The sequence below is a fragment of the Blastococcus sp. SYSU DS0510 genome (assembly GCF_054050835.1).
On the sequence record NZ_JBJHAC010000023.1, the window covers coordinates 63,309 to 85,997 of the forward strand.

21 protein-coding genes are annotated in these 22,689 nt (G+C 73.8%); 7 read left to right on the top strand and 14 right to left on the bottom strand.

Annotated elements, in window-relative coordinates; all coding sequences use genetic code 11:
- Positions 1-5: 5 nt before the first annotated feature.
- The 9 genes from ACI79P_RS17485 to ACI79P_RS17525 all read right to left on the bottom strand — a co-directional run bounded on the left by ACI79P_RS17485 (position 6) and on the right by ACI79P_RS17525 (position 10,756).
- The gene (locus ACI79P_RS17485; RefSeq protein WP_456582330.1) at positions 6-1,424 is read right to left on the bottom strand and encodes an FAD-binding oxidoreductase; all 1,419 of its coding nucleotides are present in this window, start codon (positions 1,422-1,424) and stop codon (positions 6-8) included.
- Positions 1,421-2,917, bottom strand: a complete 1,497-nt coding sequence (mqo, locus tag ACI79P_RS17490; RefSeq protein ID WP_456582331.1) for a malate dehydrogenase (quinone) — start codon at positions 2,915-2,917, stop codon at positions 1,421-1,423. The genes ACI79P_RS17485 and mqo overlap by 4 nt, the downstream gene beginning before the upstream one ends.
- Before the next feature lie 11 nt (positions 2,918-2,928).
- On the bottom strand, positions 2,929-3,858 hold the full coding sequence (locus ACI79P_RS17495) for an AEC family transporter (RefSeq protein ID WP_456582332.1): 930 nt from the start codon (positions 3,856-3,858) through the stop codon (positions 2,929-2,931).
- Positions 3,855-4,718: an ATP-grasp domain-containing protein gene (locus ACI79P_RS17500; protein WP_456582333.1), complete on the bottom strand. Its 864-nt coding sequence runs from the start codon at positions 4,716-4,718 to the stop codon at positions 3,855-3,857. The genes ACI79P_RS17495 and ACI79P_RS17500 overlap by 4 nt, the downstream gene beginning before the upstream one ends.
- A complete protein-coding gene (locus tag ACI79P_RS17505; RefSeq protein ID WP_456582334.1) occupies positions 4,711-6,231 on the bottom strand; it encodes an aldehyde dehydrogenase (NADP(+)) in 1,521 nt (506 codons plus the stop codon). Before ACI79P_RS17505 ends, ACI79P_RS17500 begins: the two co-directional genes overlap by 8 nt.
- Positions 6,232-6,252: 21 nt before the next feature.
- Positions 6,253-7,425, bottom strand: coding sequence for an L-talarate/galactarate dehydratase (locus tag ACI79P_RS17510; RefSeq protein WP_456582335.1), 1,173 nt, complete (start codon positions 7,423-7,425; stop codon positions 6,253-6,255).
- Between the two features lie 17 nt (positions 7,426-7,442).
- Positions 7,443-8,774 carry an enolase C-terminal domain-like protein gene (locus ACI79P_RS17515; RefSeq protein WP_456582336.1) on the bottom strand — a complete coding sequence of 444 codons (1,332 nt, stop codon included), beginning with the start codon at positions 8,772-8,774 and terminating at the stop codon, positions 7,443-7,445.
- A gap of 28 nt (positions 8,775-8,802) precedes the next feature.
- Positions 8,803-9,717 carry a 5-dehydro-4-deoxyglucarate dehydratase gene (kdgD, locus tag ACI79P_RS17520; RefSeq protein ID WP_456582337.1) on the bottom strand — a complete coding sequence of 305 codons (915 nt, stop codon included), beginning with the start codon at positions 9,715-9,717 and terminating at the stop codon, positions 8,803-8,805.
- Positions 9,718-9,862: 145 nt separating this feature from the next.
- Entirely contained in the window at positions 9,863-10,756 is an 894-nt protein-coding gene (locus tag ACI79P_RS17525; protein WP_456582338.1) for a LysR substrate-binding domain-containing protein, read from the bottom strand.
- Between the two features lie 131 nt (positions 10,757-10,887).
- On the opposite strand from ACI79P_RS17525, the gene ACI79P_RS17530 reads away from it, so the two are divergent.
- The 4 genes from ACI79P_RS17530 to ACI79P_RS17545 are packed head-to-tail and all read left to right on the top strand — an operon-like array spanning position 10,888 to position 14,408.
- Complete coding sequence (locus tag ACI79P_RS17530; protein WP_456582339.1) at positions 10,888-11,898, top strand: tripartite tricarboxylate transporter substrate binding protein; 1,011 nt, start codon at positions 10,888-10,890, stop codon at positions 11,896-11,898.
- Positions 11,895-12,494: a tripartite tricarboxylate transporter TctB family protein gene (locus ACI79P_RS17535; RefSeq protein ID WP_456582340.1), complete on the top strand. Its 600-nt coding sequence runs from the start codon at positions 11,895-11,897 to the stop codon at positions 12,492-12,494. Before ACI79P_RS17530 ends, ACI79P_RS17535 begins: the two co-directional genes overlap by 4 nt.
- Before the next feature lie 10 nt (positions 12,495-12,504).
- On the top strand, positions 12,505-14,022 hold the full coding sequence (locus ACI79P_RS17540; protein WP_456582341.1) for a tripartite tricarboxylate transporter permease: 1,518 nt from the start codon (positions 12,505-12,507) through the stop codon (positions 14,020-14,022).
- Positions 14,019-14,408, top strand: a complete 390-nt coding sequence (locus ACI79P_RS17545; protein WP_456582342.1) for a universal stress protein — start codon at positions 14,019-14,021, stop codon at positions 14,406-14,408. The genes ACI79P_RS17540 and ACI79P_RS17545 overlap by 4 nt, the downstream gene beginning before the upstream one ends.
- A gap of 68 nt (positions 14,409-14,476) precedes the next feature.
- Here ACI79P_RS17545 and ACI79P_RS17550 read toward each other — a convergent pair whose 3' ends face one another.
- The 3 genes from ACI79P_RS17550 to ACI79P_RS17560 form a co-directional block, all read right to left on the bottom strand.
- Positions 14,477-15,046, bottom strand: coding sequence for a hypothetical protein (locus ACI79P_RS17550; RefSeq protein WP_456582343.1), 570 nt, complete (start codon positions 15,044-15,046; stop codon positions 14,477-14,479).
- A 152-nt stretch (positions 15,047-15,198) separates the two neighbouring features.
- Complete coding sequence (locus tag ACI79P_RS17555; protein WP_456582344.1) at positions 15,199-16,878, bottom strand: alpha-amylase family protein; 1,680 nt, start codon at positions 16,876-16,878, stop codon at positions 15,199-15,201.
- A complete protein-coding gene (locus ACI79P_RS17560) occupies positions 16,875-17,918 on the bottom strand; it encodes a TIGR03885 family FMN-dependent LLM class oxidoreductase (RefSeq protein ID WP_456582345.1) in 1,044 nt (347 codons plus the stop codon). The genes ACI79P_RS17555 and ACI79P_RS17560 overlap by 4 nt, the downstream gene beginning before the upstream one ends.
- 131 nt (positions 17,919-18,049) lie before the next feature.
- Here ACI79P_RS17560 and ACI79P_RS17565 point away from each other — a divergent pair, with 131 nt between their 5' ends.
- Genes ACI79P_RS17565 through ACI79P_RS17575 form a run of 3 tightly spaced genes read left to right on the top strand, consistent with a single transcriptional unit; the run spans position 18,050 to position 20,553 of the window.
- The gene (locus tag ACI79P_RS17565; RefSeq protein WP_456582346.1) at positions 18,050-18,826 is read left to right on the top strand and encodes a sulfite exporter TauE/SafE family protein; all 777 of its coding nucleotides are present in this window, start codon (positions 18,050-18,052) and stop codon (positions 18,824-18,826) included.
- Positions 18,827-18,863: 37 nt separating this feature from the next.
- Positions 18,864-19,631: a sulfite exporter TauE/SafE family protein gene (locus ACI79P_RS17570; RefSeq protein ID WP_456582347.1), complete on the top strand. Its 768-nt coding sequence runs from the start codon at positions 18,864-18,866 to the stop codon at positions 19,629-19,631.
- Between the two features lie 7 nt (positions 19,632-19,638).
- Positions 19,639-20,553, top strand: coding sequence for an AEC family transporter (locus tag ACI79P_RS17575; RefSeq protein ID WP_456582348.1), 915 nt, complete (start codon positions 19,639-19,641; stop codon positions 20,551-20,553).
- A gap of 25 nt (positions 20,554-20,578) precedes the next feature.
- Here ACI79P_RS17575 and ACI79P_RS17580 read toward each other — a convergent pair whose 3' ends face one another.
- Both ACI79P_RS17580 and ACI79P_RS17585 read right to left on the bottom strand, forming a co-directional pair.
- Positions 20,579-22,087: a tripartite tricarboxylate transporter permease gene (locus ACI79P_RS17580; RefSeq protein ID WP_456582349.1), complete on the bottom strand. Its 1,509-nt coding sequence runs from the start codon at positions 22,085-22,087 to the stop codon at positions 20,579-20,581.
- Positions 22,088-22,094: 7 nt separating this feature from the next.
- The gene (locus ACI79P_RS17585; RefSeq protein WP_456582350.1) at positions 22,095-22,556 is read right to left on the bottom strand and encodes a tripartite tricarboxylate transporter TctB family protein; all 462 of its coding nucleotides are present in this window, start codon (positions 22,554-22,556) and stop codon (positions 22,095-22,097) included.
- Positions 22,557-22,689: the final 133 nt, after the last annotated feature.

A 22,689-nucleotide genomic window follows, 5' to 3' on the forward strand; every position in this document is an offset into this window, starting at 1 on the left:
TCCGGTCAGCCGGGCAGCACCTTGCCGGGGTTCATCAGGCCGCCGGGGTCGAGCAGCTGCTTGATGCCCCGCATCAGGTCCAGCTCGAGGCCGTCCTTGTAGTCGGCGATAACGTCGCGCTTGGACTGCCCCAGCCCGTGCTCGGCGCTGATGCTGCCGCCGAAGGCGCTCGTCGAGTCGTAGACGACGCGGGCGAGCTCGTCGGCCCGCCGCCGGAAGGCGTCGTCGTCGGCGTCCACCGGCTTGCTCAGGTTGTAGTGCAGGTTGCCGTCGCCGACGTGCCCGTAGGTGACGATCCGGATCCCCGGCACCGCGGCGCGCAGCGCCCGGTCGGTCCGCTCGACGAACGCCGGGATGCTGCTCACCGGGACCGTCACGTCGTGCTTGAGGCTCGGACCCTCGAAGTTCTGGGCCTCGGAGATCCCCTCGCGCAGCCCCCACAGCGCGGCGGCCTGCGCCGAACCGGAGGCCACGACCGCGTCCTCCGCGACGTCCCGCTCGAACGCCCCACCGAGGGCGGACTCGAGCAACCCGTCCAGGCCGGCGTCGGGCAGCGTGTCGCCCAGCTCCACGAGCACGTACCAGGGGTGGACGGCCCCGAAGAGGTCGCGCGCGCCCTGGCCGTGCCGCAGCACGAACTCAACGCTCTGACGGGACATGATCTCGAAGCCGGTGAGCCGGTCGCCGCACAGTGCGCGCACGATGCCGAACAGGTCCACGGCCGCCTGGACCGACCCCACGGCCACCCACGCCGTCGCCCGGCTGCGGACGGCCGGGAAGAGCTTCAGCACCGCCGCCGTCACCAGGCCGAGCGTGCCCTCGGCCCCGATGAACACCTGCTTGAGGTCGTAGCCGGTGTTGTCCTTGCGCAGCCCGCGCAGACCGTTCCAGACCCGGCCGTCGGGCAGGACCACCTCCAGCCCGAGCGTGAGGTCGCGCATCGTCCCGTACCGCAGCACCGCGGTGCCCCCGGCGTTCGTGGACAGGTTGCCGCCGATGGTGCAGCTTCCCTCCGAGCCCAGGGAGAGCGGGAAGAGGCAGCCCACGGCGGCGGCCGCCTCCTGCACCGCCTGCAGCACCACCCCGGCCTCCACGGTGATCGTCTGGTCGACCGGGTCGACGGCGCGCACGCGACGCAGGCGGTCCAGCGAGACCACCACCTGACGGCCGGACGCGTCGGGCACGGCTCCCCCGCACAGCCCGGTGTTGCCGCCCTGGGGGACGACGGCCACGCCCTCCGCCACGCAGACCCGCACGACCGCGGCCACCTCCTCGGTGCTCGCCGGCCGGACCACGGCCGCCGCGCGGCCCGAGTACGCGCCGCGCCAGTCGCTGAGGTACCCGGCCAGCTGTCCCGGATCGGTGACCAGCCCGGCGTCCCCCACCGCCGCGCGGAGCCGTTCGAGGAGCGCGGAGGCGGTCATGCGGGGGCCTCCCCCGGCTCGTCGGTGGCCGGGTCGAGGCCGAGGACCCGGCGGGCGGCGGACGCCCGTGCGTGCAGATCCGCCGGGTGCGGGCGGCCCGGGCCGGCCGGGGCGATCTCCTGCAGCCGCGGGGCCCACTGCGCCATGCGGCCCGGAAAGCTCGCCGCCAGCACGTCGACCATCGTCGCGGCCGCCGTCGAGGCCCCCGGGGACGCCCCGAGCAGGGCGGCGAGCGATCCCCCGGCCGAGGTGACGACCTCCGTGCCGAAACCGACCATGGCGCCGCGCCCGCCGGACATCTTCAGCACCTGCACCCGCTGCCCGGCCGGGACCAGCTCCCAGTCCCCGGCCTCGGCGGAGGGGACGAACACCCGCAGGGCGTCCAGCCGGGCACGGGGGGTCTGGGCGAGCTGCCGCACCAGGTAGGCCATGAGCGACCGGTTGTCCCGGGCCGACGCGGCGAGCACCGGCAGGTTGCCCGGCCGGACGGAGCGGAGCAGGTCCGTCCGCCGCCCGGTCCGGAGGAAGCGCGGGGAGAACGCCGCGAACGGGCCGAAGAGCAGGTGCTCGGCGCCGCCCACCGTGCGGTGGTCCAGGTGCGGAACGGAGATGGTCGGCGCCCCCGGAGCGGCGTGCCCGTAGACCTTGGCCCGGTGGGCGGCCACCAGGTGCGGGCGCGCGGTGCGCAGGAACAGCCCGCTGATCGGGAAGGCGCCGTAGCGGCGCACCTCCGGGACCCGCGCCCGCTGCAGCAGCGGCAGCGTCCCGCCGCCGGCGCCGACGAAGACGTAGGGCGCCCGGAGCCGGCTCTCCGCCCGGGTGGCCGTCTCCCGCACGCCGACCGACCAGGTGCCGCCCGTCCGCTCCAGCGCGGTCACCTCGGTCCCCAGCCGCACCGACGCCCCCCGCGACCGTGCCGCGGCGAGGAGTTGCCGGGTCAGCACGCCGAAGTCGACGTCGGTGCCCTGCGACGAGCGCGTGAGGGCGACGGGCCCGTCGTCGGGCCGGTCGGCGAACACCAGCGGCAGCCAGCGGGCGAGCACGGCGCGGTCGTCGCTGAACTCCGTCCCGGCGAACAGCGGGTGGTCGCGCAGCGCCTGCCACCGGGCGCGCAGGTGCGCGACGCCGTCCGCCCCGCGGCCGAGACCCAGGTGCGGCACCGGGCGGACGAAATCCTTCGCCGGACCGATCCGGCCGCTCGACACCAGGTGCGCCCACAGCACCAGGGAGGCGGCGAACTGCTCGCCGATCTCCACGGCGCGGGAGACGTCGACCGACCCGTCGGCCCGACGGGGGGTGTAGTTGAACTCGCAGAGCCCGGCATGGCCCGTGCCGGCGTTGTTCCAGGCGCTCGAGCTCTCCAGCCCGGCGTCGTCCAGCCGCTCGACCACGGCGATCCGCCACCCCGGCTCCAGCTCGCCGAGCAGCGTGGCCAGCGTCGCACTCATGACGCCGCCGCCGATGAGCACGGCGTCGAACTCCTCGGTCCCCACGGGAACTCCTTTCATGCCAGCAGCACCGCGATGCCGACGAGGACGGGGACCGACAGCACGGTGCTGAGCAGGATGACGTCCCGCGCCAGCACCGTGCCCCGGTCGTAGGAGGCGGCGTAGACGAAGACGTTCTGCGCGGTGGGCAGCGCGGAGGTGACGGTGACCGCGAGCAGGGCGGTGCCGTCGAGCCCGGCGACCCAGCGGCCGAGCGCGTACGCGACGGCGGGCATCACCAGGTTCTTCAGGACGACGGCCAGCCACACCTGTCCCGCCAGCGCCCCGGCCGCCGGCCGGGGCGCACCGTGCAGGGTCATCCCGTAGGCCAGCAGCGCGGCCGGCACCGCCAGGGCCGCGATGAGCTCGACAGGCTCGAGGACCACCCCGGGCAGGTCCAGCCCGCTGGCCGCCAGCAGCAGGCCGAGCGCGCACCCGATGACGACCGGGGTCCTCAGCGGCGCGAGGACCAACTGCCGCCACGTCGGAGCCTGCTCCCTGCCGGCCCGTGAGCCGGCCAGCACGGCGAGCCCCACGGGCGCCATGACCAGCACCTGGAAGAGCAGGACCGGAGCCACGTAGGAGGCGTTGCCCACGACGTACACGGCCACGGGGATCCCCAGGTTCCCGGCGTTGACGTACGACGAGGACAGCGCACCGGTGGCGAGGTGCGCCGGAGCGAGGCGCCACCGCCACCACGCCAGCCCGGCGTACAGCAACGCGATCACGACGGCGCTGCCCGCGGTGGCGACCAACGCCAGCGAGGCCACCGTGGCGGTGTCGGCGCGGCCCAGGGTGAGGAAGAGCAACGCCGGCGTGGCGACGAAGAACGACAGCCGGGAGAGGATGCCGGGCGCGTCCGCACCGAGGACGCCGTACCGCCCCACCGCCCAGCCCACGGCGATCACCGCGGCCAGGGCCGCGAAGCCGCCCAGCACCCCGCTCACCGGCTGAGTTCCGCCTCCACCGCGCGCGCGAGGGTCGCGGCGGCCTCCGGCGCCTGGGGCAGGAAGAGGCTCGGCTCGGTGAGCTCCAGCTCCAGGAGCACCGGCCTCCCCGCGTCGTCGGCGACCAGGTCGATCCGGGCGTAGAGCGGCGTCGCCGCGCCGGGCACCAGGTCGCCGATCGCGTCGGACACCGACTGCGCCACCGACCGCTGGGCGGCCGTGGGCGTCACCGGCCGGAGGTCGCCGCGGCTGTCCCGGTCCTGCCGGACGCCCTCGCCGGGCTTCAGCAGGGCGCCCTTGCGCACGGCGTGGGAGAACCGGCCGCCGAGGAACAGCATCGCCGTCTCGCCCCGCTCGTCCACGCTGGGGAGGTAGGGCTGGAGCATCGCCGTGCGCCCGGCCGCGGTCAGCTCGGCGGCGTGCGCCAGCGCCGCCGACCGGTCGCCCCACCGGGCGGTGTCGCGGGACCCCGCGGAGACCGACGGCTTGACCACCCACTCGCGCGCCTCGGGCAGGTCACCGGGACCGGCCGGGTCCCACACCGTCGGCACGACGGGCACCCCGGCCGCCTCCAGGTCGCGCAGGTACACCTTGTCGGTGTTCCAGCGCAGCAGGGCGGCGTCGTTGCGGAGCCGGGGCACCGTGGCCGCCCAGCGCAGGAACTCCTCCCGACGCCAGGCGTAGTCCCAGCACGACCGGACGACGGCGAGGTCGGCGCCGCCCCAGTCCGCGTCGGCGTCGTCCCAGCGGAGGAGGTCCACCTGGTACCCGGCGTCCGCCAACGCCGCGGCGGCGAGCGGCAGGTCCGGGTCCACCCGCAGCCCCCGCTCGGAGGAGACCAGCGCGACCCGTTCAGCCACGGGGCAGCTGCAGCGTCCCGTCGACCCGTCGCGGGATGCGGTCGTAGCCGTCGGTCAGCTCCTCGGGCAGGACCTCCGCCGGGGCCCCCTGCCACGTCACCGGGCGCAGGAAGCGGCGGATCGCCGAGGTCCCCACCGAGGTGTGCTGCGAGTTCGTCGAGGGCCACGGCCCACCGTGGTGCTGGGCCCAGGAGACGGCCACCCCGGTCGGGTAGGCGTCGTAGACGATGCGGCCGGCCCGGGTGCGCAGCTGCTGGGACACCGCCAGCGGCAGGTCGGTCTCGCCCTCGCCGCGCAGCACCGTGGCCGTGAGCGAGGACGGCAGGGCGTCGAACGCGGCGAAGAGCTCGTCCTCGCCGTCGTAGCGGGCCACCACGCTGACCGGGCCGAAGCACTCCTCGGTGACCTCGGCCGGCAGCTCGCGCGCCGACGTGGTGAGCAGCCGCGGGGTCGCCGCGAACCCCGCACCCGACGGCTGCTCCCCGCGGGCGACCTCCTCGACGCCCGGTGCGGCGGCCAGGCCGTCGGAGATGCGGCCGTAGGAGGCGGCGATGCCCTCGTTGAGCAGCACGGGCGCGGCCGCGGCCCGCACCGCCTCGGCCATCGCCCCGACCACGCGGTCGCCCTCGGGGCCGGAGGGCACGAAGGCCAGGCCCGGCTTGGTGCAGAACTGACCACCGCCCAGGGTGACGGAGCCGACCAGCTCGCGGCCGATCGTCTCGCCGCGCTCACCGGCTGCCTGCGGGGTGACGACCAGCGGGTTGAGGCTGGACAGCTCCCCGAAGAAGGGGACGGGGTCGGGACGCCGCTCGATGATCTCCAGCAGCGCGCGCCCGCCGTTGACCGATCCGGTGAAGCCGACGGCGCGGATCGCGGGGTGGGCGACGAGGTCGGCGCCGGCCTGCAGCCCGTGCACGATGCCGAGGGTGCCGTCGGGGGCACCGGCCTCGGCCGCGGCCTCGGCCAGCACGTCGAACACCAGCTGCGACGTCGCCGGGTGGGAGCCGTGCGCCTTGACCACCACGGGGCAGCCCGCGGCCAGCGCCGACGCGGTGTCGCCGCCGGGCACGGAGAAGGCGAGCGGGAAGTTGCTGGCGCCGAAGACGGCGACCGGGCCGATCGGGACGAGCATCCGCCGCAGGTCCGGCCGCGGGCCCATCGGGCTGTCGCCGGCGTGGTCGATGGCGGCCTCCAGGTAGCTGCCCTCCTCCAGCACCTCCGCGAACAGCCGCAGCTGGTAGCAGGTCCGGGTGAGCTCACCGTTCAGCCGGGTCGTCCCGAGGGCGGTCTCGCGGTCGGCGACGGCGACGACGTCCTCCCGCCGGGCCTCCAGCGCGTCGGCCAGGTCGCGCAGCAGGGCGGCGCGGCCGGCCCGGCCGAGGTCGTCCAGCGCGGGCGCGGCGGCCAGCGCGGCCGCGCAGAGGCGGTCCACCTCGGCCGAGGTGGTCTCCTGCGCGACCACCTCGACGGCCTCGCCGGTGCGGGGGTCGGTGCTGACGACGTCAGCGGGCATGGGTTCCTCCTGAGGGGCAGGTCAGCGGGGCGCGTCGACGACGACGCGCTCGACGGTCCAGGCGCGGGCCTGGTCGGTGAGCGTGATGCCCAGCCCGGGGCGGTCGGAGATGTGCATCCGGCCGTCGCGGATCTCCAGGCGCTCGTGGAACAGCGGGTGCAGCCAGTCGAAGTGCTCGACCCACGGCTCGTGCGGGTAGGCCGCGGCGAGGTGGGCGTGGATCTCCATGGCGAAGTGCGGGGCGATCTGCAGGTTCGCGTCGTCGGCGAGGGCGGCCAGCTTGAGGAACTGGGTGATCCCGCCGATCCGCGGTGCGTCGGGCTGCAGGATGTCGACCGCCCCCTGCCGGATCAGCTCCCGGTGCTCGGCGACGCTGGTGAGCATCTCCCCCGTGGCGATCGCGGTGTCCAGCGAGCGGGCCAGCTGGGCGTGCCCCTCGGCGTCGTAGGCGTCCAGCGGCTCCTCGATCCAGACGAGGTCGAACTCCTCGAGGCGCCGGCTCACGCGCATCGCGGTGGGCCGGTCCCACTGCTGGTTGGCGTCGACCATGAACGGTACCCCGTCGCCGAGGTGCTCGCGGACGGCGCGGACCCGGCGCAGGTCCTCCGCCGAGTCCGGCAGCCCGACCTTGATCTTGATCCCGCCGACGCCGCTCTCCAGCGTCCGGGTGGCGTTGTCCTTGACCTGCTCGACCGACTCGTGCAGGAAGCCCCCGGAGGTGTTGTAGCAGCGCACCGAGTCCCGGTGGGCGCCCAGCAGCTTCGCCAGCGGCAACCCGGCCCGCTTGGCCTTGAGGTCCCACAGCGCGACGTCGATCGCCGCGATCGCCTGCGTGGAGGCGCCGCTGCGGCCCACCGAGGCGCCCGCCCAGACCAGCTTGGTCCAGAGCCGGGCGATGTCGCTGGGGTCCTCCCCGATCAGGTCGGGGGCGACCTCGCGGGCGTGCGCGAACTGGGCCGGTCCGCCCGCGCGCTTGGAGTAGCTGAACCCGATCCCCTCGAGGCCGGCCTCGGTGCGGATCTCCGCGAAGAGGAAGACGACCTCGGTCATCGCGCGCTGCCGGCCGGTGAAGACCTTGGCGTCGCTGATCGCGGTCGCCAGCGGCAGCGTGACCGAGGAGAGCGCGACCGACTCGATGCGGTCGAGGACCGCCGGTGTGCTGCTGGGTCGCACGACGGGCACGGTGCTGGTCACGGTTTCCTCCCGAGCGGTCAGCGGACGAGGCAGGGGCGCTTGGGGTCGAACGCCCAGCCGGGGACGAGGTACTGCATGGCGGCGGCGTCGTCCCGGGCCCCGAGCCCGTGCTCGAGGTACAGCTGGTGCGCGGCCTCGAGCGCCTCGCGGTCCAGCTCGACGCCGAGACCCGGGGCGGTGGGCACCTCGATGGCGCCGTCGCGGATCTGCAGCGGCTCGCGGGTGAGCCCCTGCCCGTCCTGCCAGATCCAGTGGGTGTCCAGCGCGGTGATCTCCCCCGGCGCGGCGGCGCCGACGTGGGTGAACATCGCCAGCGAGACGTCGAAGTGGTTGTTGGAGTGGGAGCCCCAGGTCAGCCCGAAGTCGCTGCAGAGCTGCGCGACCCGCACCGAGCCGCGCATCGTCCAGAAGTGCGGGTCGGCCAGCGGGATGTCGACGGCGTTGGTCCGCACGGCGTGCGCCATCTGCCGCCAGTCCGTGGCGATCATGTTGGTCGCCGTGGGCAGCCCCGTGGCGCGGCGGAACTCGGCCATCACCTCGCGACCCGAGAAGCCGCCCTCGGCGCCGCACGGGTCCTCGGCGTAGGCCAGCACGCCGTGCAGGTCGCGGCACAGCCGGACGGCGTCGGCGAGCAGCCAGCCGCCGTTCGGGTCGAGGGTGATGCGGGCGTCGGGGAACCGCTCGGCCAGCGCGCGGACCGCGGCGACCTCCTCCTCCCCCGGGAGCACGCCACCCTTGAGCTTGAAGTCGCCGAACCCGTACCGGGCCTGCGCGGCCTCGGCCAGGGCCACCACCGCCTCGGGGGTGAGCGCCCGCTCACGCCGCAGCTTCGCCCAGTCGTCGGCCGGGTCGGCCTCGGCAAGGTAGGGCAGGTCGGTCGCGGTGCGGTCACCGACGTAGAAGAGGTAGCCGAGCATCGGGACGGAGTCGCGCTGCTGCCCCTCCCCCAGCAGCTCGGCGACCGGCACCCCGAGGTGCTGGCCCAGCAGGTCCAGGAGCGCCGACTCCAGCGCGGTGACGGCGTGGATCGTCGTCCGCAGGTCGAAGGTCTGCAGGCCCCGGCCACCGGCGTCGCGGTCGGCGAAGGTGGCCGCGACCTCCCGGAGGAGGCGCCCGTAGGTCGCGACCGGCTGCCCCACCAGCAGGGCTGCGGCGTCCTCGATGGTGCGCTGGATCGCCGCACCGCCGGGCACCTCGCCGACGCCGGTCCGGCCCTCGCTGTCGGTGACGATGGCGATGTTGCGGGTGAAGAACGGGCCGTGCGCGCCGCTGAGGTTGAGCAGCATGCTGTCGTGCCCCGCGACGGGGACCACCTCGACGGCGGCCACCGCCGGTGTGCGATCGGTCATCGGTCCTCCTCGTGCCTCGTCCGTGGTCTCAGGAGACCTTGGAGACGAGCGCCGTCAGCTCGGCGAGCTCCGCCTCGGTCAGGTCGGTGAGCGGCGGGCGGACCCGGCCGCCGTCCCGGCCGACCGCGGTCAGCCCGGCCTTCACGATGGAGACCGCGTAGCCCTTGGTGCGGTCGCGGATGTCGATGTAGGGCAGCACGAAGTCGTTCAGCATGGCGTAGACGGCGGCGCGGTCCTGGGCGCGCACGGCGGCGTAGAACTTCAGCGCGAACTCGGGCACGAAGTTGTACAGCGCCGAGGAGTACGTGGTCACGCCCAGCTCCAGCAGCGGCAGGGCGAAGGTCTCGGCCGTGGGCAGCCCGCCGACGTAGATCAGCCGGTCGCCCACACGGGCGTAGGTGCGGGTCATCTGCTCGATGTCGCCGATGCCGTCCTTGAGCCCGATCAGGTTGGGGTTGCGCTCGGCCACCTCGGCGACGGTGACGTCGCTGAGCACGGCGTTGGCCCGGCTGTAGACGACGACCCCGAGCTCGGTGGCCCGGCAGACGGCGCTGATGTGCTCGACGAGCCCGCGCTGGCTGGCCTCGGTCAGGTACGGCGGGAAGAGCAGCAGGCCGGAGGCGCCGGCGGCCTCCGCCGCGCGGGCCTGGGCCACCGACACCGCCGTCCCGCCGGTGGCCGGGGCGATGACCGGGACCGCACCGGCGACCTCGTCGACCGCGACGCGCACCACCCGGTCCATCTCCTCGGAGGTCAGCGAGAACCCCTCGCCGGTGCCCCCGGCCGCGAACAGGCCGGCCACGTCGAAGCTCGCCTGCCACGCCAGGTGTGCGCGGTACCGCGCCTCGTCGAACTGGAGGTCGGCATCGAAGTGGGTCACCGGGAAGGAGAGCAGGCCGGACTTCAACCGGTCAGCGAGAGCGTCCGGGGGCAGCAGCGTCACGGGTGGTTCCTCGGGTCCGACGGGTCCGCCCTCGCGCTCGGAGCGCTGTGCGGCGGTGGTCGACGTCACCGTAGGAAGCGATGACGATGCATGTCCAAGAGCGGTTTCGCATCGCTCGATGCCTCGCGTGCATCGACGGTCGCCGTCACCGCCGGACCGTGTGCCGCGTGAGGACGTCGAGGACCCGGCGCAGCGCCGGGTTCTTCGACTGCCGCGCCCAGAGCAGGTGCAGCTCCACCGGCTCGGGCACCGGCGTCTCCAGCCGCACGAAGCCCACCCCGTCGATCGACAGCCGCGCCGCCGACGCCGGCACGAAGGCGATGCCGCGCCCGGCGGCGACCAGCCAGAGCATCGTCAGCACCTGGCTCACGACGTGCACGGCGTTCTCCGAGGCCACCGGCACGACGCCGACCACGAGGTCGTAGAAGTACCGGGCCCGCGTGGGCGAGTGCATGACCACCGGCTCCGCGCCGATGTCGGCGGCGGTCACCGGGCGCCCCAGCTCCAGCAGCCGGTGACCGGTGCGGGCGGCCACGAGCATCGGCTCGCGGTGCAGCAGCCGGGAGCCGAAGCTCTCCGCGTCGAAGGGCGGACGGGCCAGCCCCAGGTCGATCTCCTCGTCCAGCAGCCCGGCGACCTGCTCGCGGGTCACCATCTCGGCGAGGTCGACGTCGACGTCGGGCAGCTCGCGCGCCAGGTCGTTGAGAAGCCCGCCGAGGATGCCGTAGGTGGAGGCGGCCGTGAAGCCGATCCGCACGATGCCGCTGGAGCCCGACGAGACGCGGCGGGCGACCTCGGGCGCCGTGTCGGCCAGCGCCAGCAGCCGCCGCGCCTCGGTCAGGAAGACCTCGCCCGCGGCCGTCAGGGTGACCCGGCGGTTGTCGCGCTCCAGCAGCTGGGCGCCCACGGCCCGCTCCAGCTTCTGGATCTGCCGGCTCAGCGGCGGCTGGGTCATCTTCAGCCTGGCCGCCGCGCGACCGAAGTGCAGCTCGTCGGCGACGGCGACGAAACCGCGGAGCTGCTCCAAGGTGAACGCCATACCGGCAAGGTATCAATCAATGCAGCATCGGTTTTGGACAGGCATGAAAAGCCGCCCATACAGTCGCCGCACCAGTGACCGCCCTCACAGCGTCGGAACCCTCCGACCGGGCTCTCGACGAGGAGACACAGATGACCCAGATGAACCGGGTTCGCCGCCGGACCGCGGCGGGTCTCGGCGTGGCTGCAGCCCTCGCCCTGACCGCCTGCGGCGGCAACCTCGGCGGCGGCGAGACCGCCGACGCGGAGTCCTTCCCCGACGGTCCGATCACGATCCTGGTGGGCCAGGACCCGGGGGGCAGCACCGACCTGATCGGGCGCGCCGTCGCCGAGGGCATGTCCGACGAGCTCGGCGTCGCGGTCACCGTGGAGAACCGCCCCGGCGCCAACGGCGCGCTCGCCGCCCAGCAGCTGGCCGGGGAGGCACCCGACGGTCAGACGCTGATGATCTTCAACGGCAGCCTGGGGTACATCACCCCGCTGGCCGTCCCCGAGGACGAGGCCGTCGACGTCAACGACTACGAGGTCGTCACGGGCATCTCGCTCGACGACTACGTGCTCGTCACCGCGGCGGGCTCGGGTTTCAGCACCGTCGAGGACCTCGCCGCCGCCGGCCGGCCGGTCACCTTCGGCACCACCGGGGTCGGCACCGGCAGCCAGCTGTCGCAGGAGCTGCTGTTCAACCAGGCCGGCATCGAGGCCACCGCCGTCCCGTTCGACGGCGGTTCGCCGACGCTCACCGCCGTCCTGGGCGGGCAGGTCGACGTCGGCTCCATCCAGCTCGGCGAGGCGATCGAGCGGATCGAGGGTGGCGAGCTGACCCCGATCGTGACCTTCGCCGAGGAGCGCCCGTCCTTCCTGCCGGACACCCCGACCGCGATCGAGGCCGGCTACGACGTCCCGGTGCAGCAGTCCCGCGCCCTGGTGGCGCCGGAGGGCACCCCGGACGAGATCATCGAGCAGCTGCGCGAGGCAGCGCGGGCGGCGTTCGAGACCGACTCCTACCAGGAGTTCAACGAGAACAACCTGCTGACGCCGAACGAGATCGACGGCGAGGAGCTGCAGCAGCGGTGGACGGACAACCTGGAGCAGTACCGCAGCGTGGTCGAGGAGTACGACATCGACCTCGGCGGGGAGCAGTGACCTCTGCCCCCGGCGGGGCGCAGCGCCCCACCGGTCCCGGCGGCCACCCGGCCGCCGGGACCGGCCCGGCGGACCTCGTCGAACGGCTGCACGACGACCCGACGATCGCCGACGCCGACGACCTCGCCGCGGAGCTCACCGCCGAGGAGCGCCCGGAGCCGGCGGGTCCGGTGGCGAACGTGGTCATCGCGATCGTCGTGGTCTGCCTGGGCATCGCCACGGTGGTCGGGTCGTTCGGCCAGGGCGTCGGCAGCGCATCGGCCCCCGCCGGGGGCACCTGGCCCTTCCTCATCGGTGTCGTGCTGACCGGCCTGGGCCTGGCGCTGCTGCCGCTGGCCCGCCGGACGGCCGACGCGGAGAAGTTCACCCGCGCCAGCTGGCTCGTCGTGGCCGGCATCGCCACGATGGTCGGCTTCGTCGCGGCGATCGGCGTCATCGGCTTCGAGATCCCGGCCACCGCGCTGGTGTTCGTCTGGCTGCGCTTCCTCGGTCGCGAGAGCTGGCGGCTGTCGGTCGTGCTGAGCCTGGCCGTGGTCGTCGCCTTCTACCTGATCTTCGTCGTGGCCCTCTCGGTCCCGATCCCGCACCTGTTCTAGGGAGTTCCCGGTGGATCTGGCCCCGGTGCTGGACGGCTTCACGGTCGTCCTCGAGCCCACGAACCTGCTGTACTGCCTGATCGGCGTCGTCATCGGCATGCTGGTCGGTGTCCTCCCCGGGCTCGGGCCCGCGGCGACGATCGCGATCCTCCTGCCGCTCACCATCGGCATCGACACGGTGACGGCGATCATCATGCTGGCCGGCATCTTCTACGGCGCCCAGTACGGCGGGACGATCACCTCGGTGCTCCTGCGCCTGCCCGGCGAGGCGTCGACCGTGGTGACCGTCTTCGACGGCTACGCCCTGGCCAAGCAGGGCAAGGCCGGGACCGCGCTGGGTATCGCCGCCATCGGCTCGTTCGTCGGCGGCACCATCTCGATCGTGGCGCTGTCCTTCGTCGCGCCGCTCGTGGCCGGCTTCGCCCTGGACTTCGGCCCGCCCGAGTACACCGCCCTGGCGCTGCTCGGCATCCTGCTGGTCTCTACCATCAGCAGCGGCGACCGGATCAAGGCGCTCATCGCAGCCGCCGCCGGGCTGCTGCTGGCGACCGTCGGCCGGGACAGCTTCACCGGCGCGGAGCGCTTCACCTTCGACAACCTGAACCTCGCCGACGGGCTGGACTTCGTGCCGATCGCGATGGGCCTGTTCGGGCTCGGCGAGATCCTGTACTCCCTGGAGGAGCGGCACCACGCGGTGCGCGCGCCCGCCACCGTGGCGAACGTGTGGCCCTCCCGCAAGGACCTGCGCCAGTCCTCCGGCGCGATCGGCCGCGGCTCGGTGCTCGGCTTCTTCCTGGGCATCCTCCCCGGCGGCGGGGCGACGCTCTCGTCCCTGGCCGCCTACTCGCTGGAGAAGCGACGCTCCAAGACCCCCGAGCGCTTCGGCAAGGGCGCGGTCGAGGGTGTCGCCGCCCCGGAGTCGGCGAACAACGCCGCGGCGACGTCGTCCTTCATCCCGCTGCTCACCCTGGGCATCCCGGCCAACGCGACGATGGCGGTCATCTTCGGCGCGCTGCTGATCCAGGGCGTGACCCCCGGCCCGCGGCTGGTCCAGGACGACCCCGAGCTGTTCTGGGGCGTCGTCAACTCGATGTACATCGGCAACATCCTGCTGCTGATCATGAGCATCCCGCTGGTGGGCCTGTTCGTCCGCATCCTGCGGGTCCGCGCGACGGTGCTGGCCCCCATCACGGTGATGATCACGCTGATCGGCGTCTACACGGTGCGCAACAGCGTCTTCGACATCGGCCTGGTCATCGTCTTCGGCGCCCTGGGCTACCTGATGAAGAAGCTGGGCTTCGACCCGGGGCCGCTCGTGCTGGCCTTCGTGCTCGGGTCGCTGCTGGAGAGCAACCTGCGCCGGTCGCTGCTGATCTTCGAGGGCGACCCCACCGGTTTCCTCACCCGGCCGATCTCGGGGACACTGCTGGCGGTATTCGCCCTCGTCGTCATCGGTCCCCTGCTCTCCCGGCTGCTCCGGCGCCGGCGGGCGGAGACCTCCGACCATCGCGCCAAGGAGCCCGTATGACCGTCCTCGTCGGATTCGTCCCCACCCCGGAGGCCCGCGCGGCTCTCGACGCCGGGATCGCCGAGGCGGCGCGCCGCGGCGAGGGGCTCCTCGTGCTCAACTCCTCGCGCGGGGGCGCCCCGGTCAGCGTGGAGGTCGCCGACGAGGACACCGTCCGCGACATCACCACCCAGGCCGAGAAGGCCGGCGTCGCGGTCGAGGTCCGGCAGGTGACCCGCGAGGGCGAGGTGGCCGACGAGGTATTGCGGGTGGCCCGGGAGGTCGACGCCTCGGTCATCGTCATCGGCCTCCGCAAGCGCTCCCCCGTCGGCAAGCTCCTCATGGGCAGCAGCGCCCAGCGGATCCTCCTCGACGCCGACCGCCCGGTCCTCGCCGTCAAGCCCTGAGGGCCGCGCCTACCGGGGCGCCGATCGTGGTCACGGCAGCGCGGTGACCACGATCGGCGCCCGGCCGCTCACCGGGCGACGTAGGCCGACAGGAAGAGCACGAAGGCGCTGACCAGCAGCAGCAGGCGGGCCGGGGTCAGCCCGTTCACCAGCCCCGCCGTCGCCTCCACCCACTGCGGGCGCACACCGGCCTCCCGCGAGCGCTGGCGCACGATGCGCACCTCGTCGGCCAGCAGCACGCCGGCGGCCCCGAGCAGCCCGAGCCCCAGGACCGCGAAGGTCAGCGCGAGCCGGTCGTCGAAGGTCTCCGCCGAGCCGGCGAGCAGCAGGACGGCGACCAGGCCGAGGAGCAGCCCGATGAGGCCGCCGGCCACCGGCGCCCAGGGGCCCATCACGGTCATGGGGCCGCGCCGCGGCTTCCGGGGGGCCGGGCGGACGCCCACCGGCGCAGTGGCGTGCCCGGTGGGTGGCGCCTCCCCGGCGGGGACCGGGGTCGGCTCCGGCGGGGGCGGCACCGGCGCGCCGACGGACGTCGCGCCGGTCGGCGTCGCCCCGGCCGACGTGCCGCCGCCGGTCGGGGCCCCGGAGCCGTCGGGCCCGGTCGCGGGCAGGGACATGGTCTGGTCTCGTTCGCTCATCGCACTCACCTCACCGGCCACGCTAGGCACAGCCGCCCCCCGCGCGGTGCAGGACACCCCGCGCCGGCCACGTGGGTCATCACTCACGCCCCCGGGATGCCGGATCGCAGGTCAGCGGGTAACCGGCCGGCCGCAGCCAGCCACCGCCGCGCTCAGAGCAGCCGCCGGCTGTCCTCCCCGACCACGCGCAGCCAGCGGTAGCCGAAGCCCTCGAGCGCCAGTTCCGCGGCCCCGTCGTCCCCCAGGTCGGTGGTGCAGGACATGAGCAGGTCCTGCAGGCGGTGCCCGCTGCCGCACCCGGGCACGGTGAGCGGCACCGTCCGCGGCTCCGGGCCGAGGTTGTGCAGGGTGACCAGCGCCGCGTCGTCCCAGGTGCACATGAGGGCCAGCACCTCGGCGTGCGGCTGCTCCAGGACGGCGAACTCCCCCCAGCCGAGCTCCGGCGATTCGCGGTAGCGCCGGATCAGCAGCTTCATGAACGACAGCAGCGACTCCGGGTCGCGGCGCTGGTCGGCGACGTTGACGAACTCGGGCCCGAAGCCACCGTCGACGACCGGCCGGGTCAGCTGGTCGGCCGGGGCGCGGGAGAACCCGCCGTTGGCGCCGCCGGTCCACTGCATCGGGGTGCGCACCGACAGCCGGCTGCCGGCCGAGAGGTCCTCCCCCATGCCGATCTCCTCGCCGTAGAAGAGCACCGGCGTGCCCGGCAGGGCGAACAGCAGGCTGTAGACCATCCGCACCCGGCGCGGGTCGCCCGACAGCATCGGGGGCAGCCGCCGGATCAGGCCCCGGTCGTAGACCTGCATCTCCGGCTCGGGGCCGAAGGCGGCGAAGACCTCCGCGCGCTCGTCGTCGGAGAGCTTGTCCAGGGTCAGCTCGTCGTGGTTGCGGACGAACGTCCCCCACTGGCTGTCGGAGGAGATCTCCGGGCGGGCAGCCAGCGAGGCGGCGAGCGGCCCCGCGTCGCCGCGGGCCAGCGACAGGTAGGTGCGTTGCATGGTGTTGAAGTCGAACTGCATGGTCAGCTCGTCACCGTCCCCGCCGCCGAAGAAGTCCACCTGCTGCTCGAAAGGCAGGTTGACCTCGCCCAGCAGCACGCCGGAACCGGTCCGCCGGCCGAGGAAGGCGCGCAGGGCGCGGAGGTACTCGTGCGGGTCGGGGAACCGCGCCGCCGTCTCCTCGTCCATCCCGGCGGTCTCCAGCAGGAAGGGCACGGCGTCGACCCGGAACCCGGAGAGCCCCAGCTGCAGCCAGAAGCCCATGATCTTGGCGATCTCGTCCCGGACCTTCGGATTGGCCACGTTGAGGTCGGGCTGCTCGGAGTAGAAGCGGTGCATGTACCACTCGCCGGTCTCCGGGCTGTGCGTCCAGATGCCGCCCTCGGCGTCGGGGAAGACCACCTGGTCGCTGGTGTCCGGTGGCTCGTCCGCGCGCCAGACGTAGAAGTCGCGGTACGGGGAGTCCTTGCTCTCCTTCGCCGACCGGAACCACGGGTGCTGGTCGGAGGTGTGGTTGACCACGAGGTCGGCGATCACCCTCATCCCGCGGTCGTTCGCCGTCCGGACCACTTCGACGAGGTCGCCGAAGTCGCCGAGCCGCGGGTCCACGCCGTAGTAGTCGGTGATGTCGTAGCCGTCGTCCCGCCCGGCCGTCGGGTAGAAGGGCATCAGCCACAGGCAGGTGACGCCGAGGTCGGCGAGGTGGTCCAGCCGCTGCGCCAGGCCCTGCAGGTCGCCGACGCCGTCGCCGTTCCAGTCCATGAAGGTCTCGACGTCCAGGCAGTAGACGACGGCGTTCTTCCACCAGAGGTCGGACGTGTCGGTGATCCTCACGGCGTGGGCACCGGGGCGACGTGCGGACGGCGGTTCTCGGCCGGGCCGGGCGGGTCGATGGCGGCCACCGGCCGGGGTCGCTCGAGGTCGAACTGCGGGAGCACCCGCTCGCCGAAGGCGTCGAGGAACGGGCGCTGCTCCTGGCCGACGTGGTGCAGGTACACCTGGTCGAAGCCGAGCTCCAGGTACTCGGCGATCCAGGCCGCGTGCTGCCCGAGATCGGCCGAGATCCGGACCGGGCCGTGCATGTCCTGCGGCGTCACGTGCGCGCTGGCCTGCTCGAAGGCCTCCGGGCTGTCGAGGTCCCAGCACAGCGGCGGCGGGAAGACGTTGCTGCGCCACTGGTCGTGGGCGACCGCCACCGCGCGGTCGGGGTCGGGGTCCCAGGACACGTGCACCTGGAGGGCGAGGGTCCCCTGCCCGCCGGCGTCCCGGTAGGCGGCGACCATCTCGCGCAGCTTCTCGTGCGGCTGGTTGATGGTGACCAGCCCGTCGGCCCAGTCGGCGCCGTTGCGGGCGGTGGCCACGCTGACCGCGGGGCAGATCAGGGCCGGCTGGGGATCGGCCAGCGTGTAGAGCTTCGCGCGGTCCACGGTGACCAGCCCGTCGTGGCTCACCTCCTCCCCCGCGAGCAGGGCGCGGATGACCTCGACGCACTCCCGCAGCCGCGCGTCCCGGACGTCCTTGCGCGGCCACGCGTCGCCGGTGACGTGCTCGTTCATCGCCTCGCCGCTGCCCAGCGCCACCCAGAACCGGCCGGGGAACATCGCGCCCAGGGTGGCGATCGCCTGGGCGACGATCACCGGGTGGTAGCGCTGACCGGGCGCGTTCACCGCCCCGAACGGCAGCGACGTCGTCGCCATCGCGGCCCCGAGCCACGACCACGCGAACGCCGACTCCCCCTGCCGCGGGTTCCAGGGGGTGAGGTGGTCGGAGCACATGGCGGCGGTGAAGCCGACCTCCTCGGCGTGCCGGACGTCGTCCAGCAGCGCCGCGGGGTGGACCTGCTCGTGCGAGTTGTGGAACCCGAGGACGGTCATGGGTCCTGCCTACCGAGGTTCGGCCCCGACGGCGACCGCAACGGGGCAGGCCACCGGGTGTGAGCCGTCCGACACAGTCCCGCAGCGGCGGCCCCGGGCGGTGTCGTGCGACCCTTCCCGGCGATGACCAGATGAGCGGGTGGGAGATGCTCGCGGTGGCCGCGGCCGGCTTCGCGGCCGGTGGCATCAACGCCGTCGTCGGCTCCGGGACCCTCGTCAGCTTCCCGGTGCTCCTGGCGGTGGGGCTCCCCCCGGTGCCGGCCACCATCACCAACTCCCTCGGCCTGGTCGCCGGCAACCTCAGCGGATCCATCGGCTACCGCCGCGAGCTCCGCGGCCAGCGACGGCTGCTGCTGAGCCTCCTGCCCGCCTCCGTCCTGGGTGCGCTGACCGGGGCCTTCCTGCTGCTCACCCTGCCGGCCGCGGCGTTCGAGGCGATCGTGCCGGCCCTCATCGGGCTCGCCGTGGTCCTGGTGGTGCTCGGGCCGCGGGTCCAGCGCCGGCTCCCCGCCAGGCCGGAGGACGGCACGGCGCCGCCGGTCAGGGGCGGGCGGCTCGCCGCCTGCTTCGCCGGCGCCTACTTCACCGGCACCTACGGCGGCTACTTCGCCGCCAGCCAGGGCGTGCTGCAGATCGGCATCTTCGGGCTGCTGCTGCGCGAGCCGCTGCAGCGCCTCAACGCCCTCAAGAACGTGCTCACGCTGGCGGTCAACGCCGTCGCCGCCGGCGCCTACGTCGTCGTCGCGCCCGACCGCATCGTCTGGTCGGCCGCCGCGCTGCTCTCCGTGGGGTCGCTGCTCGGCGCCGCGGTCAGCTCCCGCTACGGCCGGCGGCTGCCCTCCGCCGTGCTGCGGACGGCGATCGTCGTGCTGGGGCTGGTGGCGATCGTGGTGGTGGTGACCGGATGAGCGCCGAGGGCTCGGGTTCCCCTGCGGAGCAGCGAGGGTGAGCGCCTGGGAGTTCGTGTTCCTGGTGCTCGCCGGCGTCGGGGCGGGGCTCACCGGCAGCATCGCGGGGCTGGCCTCGCTGATCAGCTACCCGGCCCTGCTGGCCGTGGGCCTGCCCCCGGTGACGGCCAACGTCACCAACACCGCCGCCCTGGTCGTGGTGGGCGTGGGCACGGTGAGCGCCTCCCGCCCGGAGCTGGCGGGCCAGGGGCGGCGGCTGGTCCCGCTGATGGTCGCCGGACTGGTCGGCGGAGCCGTCGGCGCGCTGCTCCTGCTGCTCACCCCGGCGGGCGGCTTCGAGAAGATCGTGCCGTGGCTGATCGGCGCGGCGTCGATCGCCATCCTGGTCCAGCGCTCCCCCCGGGAGCTCGCGGCCGAGGGCGCCGCGGCGCGCGCCGGCCGCCCCGACCAGTGGTGGCTGCCGGTCGCCGTCCTCGTCATCTCCGTCTACGGCGGCTACTTCGGTGCCGCCGCCGGCGTGCTGATGTTGGCCACCTTCCTGCTCACCACCGGGGAGGGCCTCCCCCGCAGCAACGCCATGCGCAACGTCGTGCTCGGCGTGGCCAACACCGTCGCCGCGATCGGCTTCGCGGTCTTCGCCACGGTCGTCTGGTCGGCCGCCCTGCCGCTGGCCCTCGGGCTGTTCCTCGGCGCGCTCCTCGGCCCGCGCATCGTCCGGGTGGCTCCCCAGACGGCGCTGCGGCGGGTCATCGCCCTCGCCGGTGTAGGGCTGGCCGTCTACCTCGCGATCGACGCGTACGGGTGACCGCCCGGTGAACGCGGCCGCGCTCGTCCTCCCGGAGTTCGCCCTCCTCCTCATCGGCGTGCTCCTCCGCCGGTACGCCTGGCGGTCACCGGGCTTCTGGGTCGACCTGGAGCGCCTGGTCTACTTCGTGCTCTTCCCGGTGCTGCTCTTCCGCACCACGCTGTCGGCGGACCTGGCCGCGGCCGGCTCCGGCGGTGCGCTGCTCGCCGCGGTGGGCGCCCTGGGGGTGGGTGCCCTGCTCGGGGCGGTGGTCCGGTGGCTCCCGGGCGTCGACCGCATGACGGCGGCCTCGGGGTGGCAGACGGCCTTCCGGTTCAACACCTTCATCGCCCTCGCGCTGGTGGAGGACCTGGGGGTCGCCGCGCTCGCCCTCATGGGCGTGCTCCTGGGCGTCACCGTGCCGCTGGTCAACGTCCTCGCGGTCACGGCCCTGGCCCGCAGCGCCCCCGGGGGCACGACCGGCGGGGTGGTGCGCGTCCTCGCGGCCGTCGGCCGCAACCCGCTGATCCTGGCCACGGTCGCCGGGCTGGGCGGCAACCTCCTGGGGCTCGCGCTCCCCTCGCCGGTGGACGCGACCCTCGCCCGGCTGGCCGCCGCCGCCGTGCCGCTCGGGCTGCTCGCGGTGGGGGCGGCCCTGCGCCTGGGCGGCCTGCCGCGCGGGCAGCGGCTCATGGCCGGCTACCTCGGGGCGGTGAAGCTCCTCGCCGTCCCTGCGGTGGCGCTGGGTCTGTGCGCCCTGCTCGGCGTGGACGGGGACCAGCGCTTCGTCGTCCTCGCGCTCGCCGCCGTCCCCCCGGCCACCGCGTCGTACGTCCTGGCCGCACGCATGGACGGCAACGGCGCGTTCGTCGCCGCCCAGGTGTCGGCGGCGACGACGGCCGCGCTCCTCACCCTGCCGATCTGGCTGGCGCTGACCACCTGAGGGCCGCGCCGGTCGACGCGGTGCGTCAGACCTCCTCCTCCTCGAACACGGCCTCGCGCTTGCGGCGGACCGACGGGAGCACCGCGACGAGCAGGGCCAGCGCCGCCAGGACGAGGAGGGCCAGCGAGATCGGGCGGGTGAGGAAGACGGTCGCGTCGCCCTGGGAGATGGTGAGCGCGCGGCGCAGGAACCGCTCCAGCAGCGGCCCCAGCACGAAGCCCAGCAGCAGCGGCGCCGGCTCGCACCCCAGCTTGATCAGCCCGTAGCCGAGGAGCGCGAAGAAGGCGATGGCGTAGACGTCGTAGGCGTTGAGGCTGATCGCGTAGGTGCCGATGCAGGCGAAGGCGACGATCGCCGGGAACAGCCACCGGTACGGGATCGTGAGCATCTTCACCCACAGCCCGATCAGCGGCAGGTTCAGCAGCACCAGGAACAGGTTGCCGATCCAGAACGAGACGATCAGCCCCCAGAAGAGCGCGGGCTCGTCGACGATGACGTTCGGGCCCGGGACGATCCCCTGGATGATCAGCGCGCCGATCAGCAGCGCCATGATCGAGTTGGCCGGCAGCCCGAAGGTCAGCAGGGGGATGAACGACGTCTGGGCGGCGGCGTTGTTCGCCGACTCCGGCCCGGCGACGCCCTCGATCGCTCCCTTGCCGAACTCCTCGGGCCGCTTCGAGGAGCGCTTCTCCACCGAGTAGGAGACGAACGAGGCGAGGACGTGCCCGGCCCCGGGGAGGACGCCGAGCGCCGAGCCCAGGGCCGTCCCGCGCAGCACCGGCATCCGGATGCGGCGGAAGTCCTCCTTGGAGAGCCAGAGGTTCTCGACCTTCTTGACCATGACGCTGCGCGTCATGTCCCCCTCGAGGTTGCGCAGGATCTCGGCGATGCCGAACAGCCCGACCGCGAGGGAGACGAACTCGAAGCCGCCGAACAGCTCCCGCTGGCCGAACGTGAAGCGCGGGACGCCGGTGGCGATGTCCTGCCCGACGGTGCCGAGCAGGAGCCCGAGGACGATCATCGCCAGCGCCTTGAGCGTCGAGCCGCTGGCCAGCGTGATGGAGGCGATGAGGCCGAGCACGATGAGCGAGAAGAACTCGGCCGGGCCGAACTCGAGCGCGATGTCGGCGATCGGCGCGGCGAGGAGTGCCACGATGAGCGTGGCCACGCTGCCGGCGAAGAACGAGCCGAGGGCCGCCGTGGCCAGCGCCTTGCCGGCCCGGCCCTGCTTGGCCATGGAGTAGCCGTCGATCGCCGTCACGGCGGCCGACGACTCGCCGGGCAGGTTGATCAGAATGGCGGTGGTGGACCCGCCGTACTGGGCGCCGTAGTAGATGCCCGCCAGCATGATCAGCGCGGTGACCGGCTCGAAGCCGAAGGTGATCGGCAGCAGCAGCGCCATCGTGGCGGTCGGCCCGATGCCGGGCAGGACGCCGACCGCGGTGCCGAGGGCGACGCCGAGGAGGCAGAAGAGCAGGTTGACCGGCGTGAACGCCGTCTCGAAGCCGAGCGCGAGGCTCTCGAGCACGCCCATGGAGGCCTCAGCCCCCCAGCCACGGGCCGAGGAGCGGCAGCCGCAGCTGCAGCGCCACCACGAAGATCAGCACGCAGACCGCGGTGATGCTCACCGCGATCACCAGGGCCGGGATGACCCGGACGCTCCGGCCGGCCAGCACGGCCATCATGACCGTCACCAGCAGCGTCGGCACCAGGCCCAGCGCGCGCACGAAGTAGCCGAAGAAGAGCAGGGCGGCGACCAGCAGCACCAGCGCCCGCCAGGGGACGGGGCCCGGGTCGCCGCCCTCGCCGGAGAGGTAGCCGGTGACGGCGATCGCGATGCCCAGGACGACGAGCACCCCGCCGAGGACCAGCGGGAAGAAGCCCGGTCCCATGCGCAGCGGGCTGCCGATGTCGTACGTGGCCGAGGTGATGGCGAAGGCCAGCCCGAAACCGGTGAAGACCCCGCCCGCGATGAGGTCCTTCCGGGCATCGTGCAGTTTCATGGCTCCTCGGCTGGCTCGGGGTCGGGGGGACGGTGGTGGGGGGGGGGGGGGGGGGGGGGGGGGGGGGGCGGCGGCGGGCCGGGGGTGTTGGCGGCGGCGCCCGCCCCCCCCCCGACCACGAGAACCAAACTCA

What these genes read in the sequence shown, in the direction of transcription:
- ACI79P_RS17485 (WP_456582330.1), bottom strand. Translation starts at nt 1,424, where the DNA reads ATGACCGCCTCCGCGCTCCTCGAACGGCTCCGCGCGGCGGTGGGGGAC.
- ACI79P_RS17505 (WP_456582334.1), bottom strand. Translation starts at nt 6,231, where the DNA reads ATGCCCGCTGACGTCGTCAGCACCGACCCCCGCACCGGCGAGGCCGTC.
- ACI79P_RS17515 (WP_456582336.1), bottom strand. Translation starts at nt 8,774, where the DNA reads ATGACCGATCGCACACCGGCGGTGGCCGCCGTCGAGGTGGTCCCCGTC.
- ACI79P_RS17525 (WP_456582338.1), bottom strand. Translation starts at nt 10,756, where the DNA reads ATGGCGTTCACCTTGGAGCAGCTCCGCGGTTTCGTCGCCGTCGCCGAC.
- ACI79P_RS17530 (WP_456582339.1), top strand. Translation starts at nt 10,888, where the DNA reads ATGACCCAGATGAACCGGGTTCGCCGCCGGACCGCGGCGGGTCTCGGC.
- ACI79P_RS17545 (WP_456582342.1), top strand. Translation starts at nt 14,019, where the DNA reads ATGACCGTCCTCGTCGGATTCGTCCCCACCCCGGAGGCCCGCGCGGCT.
- ACI79P_RS17550 (WP_456582343.1), bottom strand. Translation starts at nt 15,046, where the DNA reads ATGAGCGAACGAGACCAGACCATGTCCCTGCCCGCGACCGGGCCCGAC.
- ACI79P_RS17560 (WP_456582345.1), bottom strand. Translation starts at nt 17,918, where the DNA reads ATGACCGTCCTCGGGTTCCACAACTCGCACGAGCAGGTCCACCCCGCG.
- ACI79P_RS17565 (WP_456582346.1), top strand. Translation starts at nt 18,050, where the DNA reads ATGAGCGGGTGGGAGATGCTCGCGGTGGCCGCGGCCGGCTTCGCGGCC.
- ACI79P_RS17580 (WP_456582349.1), bottom strand. Translation starts at nt 22,087, where the DNA reads ATGGGCGTGCTCGAGAGCCTCGCGCTCGGCTTCGAGACGGCGTTCACG.
- ACI79P_RS17585 (WP_456582350.1), bottom strand. Translation starts at nt 22,556, where the DNA reads ATGAAACTGCACGATGCCCGGAAGGACCTCATCGCGGGCGGGGTCTTC.